The sequence below is a fragment of the Occallatibacter sp. genome (assembly GCF_049802275.1).
GTDB lineage: Bacteria > Acidobacteriota > Terriglobia > Terriglobales > Acidobacteriaceae > Telmatobacter.
The window spans coordinates 1-1,906 of record NZ_JBARMD010000611.1 but is presented as its reverse complement, the minus strand read 5'-3'; the positions used below and the strand labels follow the sequence as shown (position 1 = coordinate 1,906).

Annotated in this window: 2 protein-coding genes; both read right to left on the bottom strand. The window is 56.4% G+C overall.

Translation table 11 applies throughout. The annotated features are described in order from the left end of the window. On the bottom strand, window positions 1-1,003 hold a 1,003-nt coding region (locus tag WA354_RS20810; RefSeq protein WP_472814942.1), incomplete at its 3' end, for a CpaF family protein. A 52-nt stretch (window positions 1,004-1,055) separates the two neighbouring features. Further along, window positions 1,056-1,906, bottom strand: an 851-nt coding sequence (locus WA354_RS20805; RefSeq protein ID WP_472814941.1) for an AAA family ATPase, incomplete at its 5' end; no start/stop codon positions are given.

Here is a 1,906-nt window from a genome sequence, read left to right as displayed (position 1 = left end):
CGATCTGGGCCCGAACCGTCTTTTCGGGCAGGTTCAGGTTGGTCATCGCCACCATCGATTCGAGACGGGTCAGCGCGTCGCGAGCCGTATTGGCGTGGACGGTGGTCATCGAACCTTCGTGACCGGTGTTCATGGCCTGAAGCATGTCAAACGCCTCTTCGCCACGGCACTCACCGATGATGATCCGGTCGGGACGCATACGAAGGCAGTTGATAAGCAGTTGCCTTTGTCGAATTGCTCCCTGTCCTTCAACGTTAGGCGGACGCGTTTCCAGACGAACAATATTCTCCTGCGCAAGCTGCAATTCGGCAGCGTCCTCGATCGTGATGACACGCTCGTTTTGCGGAATGTACTGCGACAGAATATTAAGGAAGGTGGTCTTACCGGCGCCGGTGCCGCCCGAGATCAGAATGCTGAGGCGCGCACGAACCGCAGCTGACAGCAATTCCATCATTTCCGCGGAAATACTCTTCAATTGCACCAGCTGATTGGCGGCCAGTGGACCGGTGCCGAAACGGCGGATAGACATGGAAGGGCCGTCGAGCGCGAGCGGCGGAATGATCGCGTTCACACGAGAGCCGTCGGGCAAGCGTGCGTCGACCATCGGCGACGACTCGTCTACGCGGCGTCCCACGCGCGAAACGATGCGGTCAATGATTTGAAGCAGGTGACGGTCGTCGCGGAATGAAGCATCCGCACGCGTCAGCAAGCCGCCCTTTTCAATGAACACATGGTCCTTGTAGTTGACCATGATGTCGGAGATCTTCTGGTCTTTGAGCAGCGGCTCAAGAGGTCCCAGACCAAAGACCTCGTCCAGCAGATCGGTCTGAATCTTCTCCTGCTCATCGAAGCTGAGTGGCACCCGACGATCACTGATGATCTCGCTGATAATGCTCGAGACCGCCTGCCTTGCCTGACTGGAGTTAATTCGCGAAAGCTTTTCCAGGTCGAGCTTCGACAGCAGCGTACGGTGTACTTCTGCCTTGAAGTTTTCCAGATTCATTGATTCCACGATGCGCCGTCCTCAATTACAAATTCCGTCAAATAACGGGGGATTATTTGAAAAGGCTAAAGCCCTTTCGCTTTTCCGGCTTGGGGGGCATCCCGCAAGCCGCTCGTGCCATGTCCTGGAGTACCCTTGCAATGCTTGAATCATCAAGCGCCAGCGGGACTGCCTCGTTTTGCATCCGCCGCACGTTGTAGTAATCGCTTGGAATCTTCCACGCGATCGGCTTGGTAAGCGCCTTTTCGATGTGCTCTTCGTCCACTCCCATGGAGCTCTTCACATATCGATTCAGGACGATTTCGAGTTTGGGAGTTCCTGACTTGAAGAATTCCGAAATCAACCGGTGCGAATTACGCAGCTCGGGAATCCCCGCCTGCATCACCAGGTAGGCCGTATCAGCCTGTTCAAACCAGGCAGCATCGGTTAAATCAAATCGCGAACCGGCATCGATCACCACGTAGGCAAAGTCCTGCCGAGCCACGTTCAGCATCTTGTCGATGGAATCATTACTGGCCTGAATCTGAGGAAACCTGCCGGGAGCCGCAAGCACAGGAAGACCCGAACTGTGGGTCGTCAGCAGTTTGGAAAAAAAGTTCGTATCCATGCGGTCTGCGTTCTGCAGCGCATCGGCAGTAGAGAACTGCGTGGTAAGTCCGAGGCTGAGGGCAGCGTCGCCGAGCGGCAGATCGAGGTCGATCAAAACCGCGCTTTGCTGGCACTCCTGCACCAGCGCGACCGCGAAATTGCAAGCCACGGTAGTGACGCCCGAGCCACCCTTTCCGCCGAGGAAAACCAGGATCTTCCCGCCCGTCTTCTTTGCGGATTTGCCTCCCGACCGCCGTTGCGAAGCGCGTACCAAGGCATCGGAAAGAGCTCCGGCGTCAATCGGATCGGACAGAA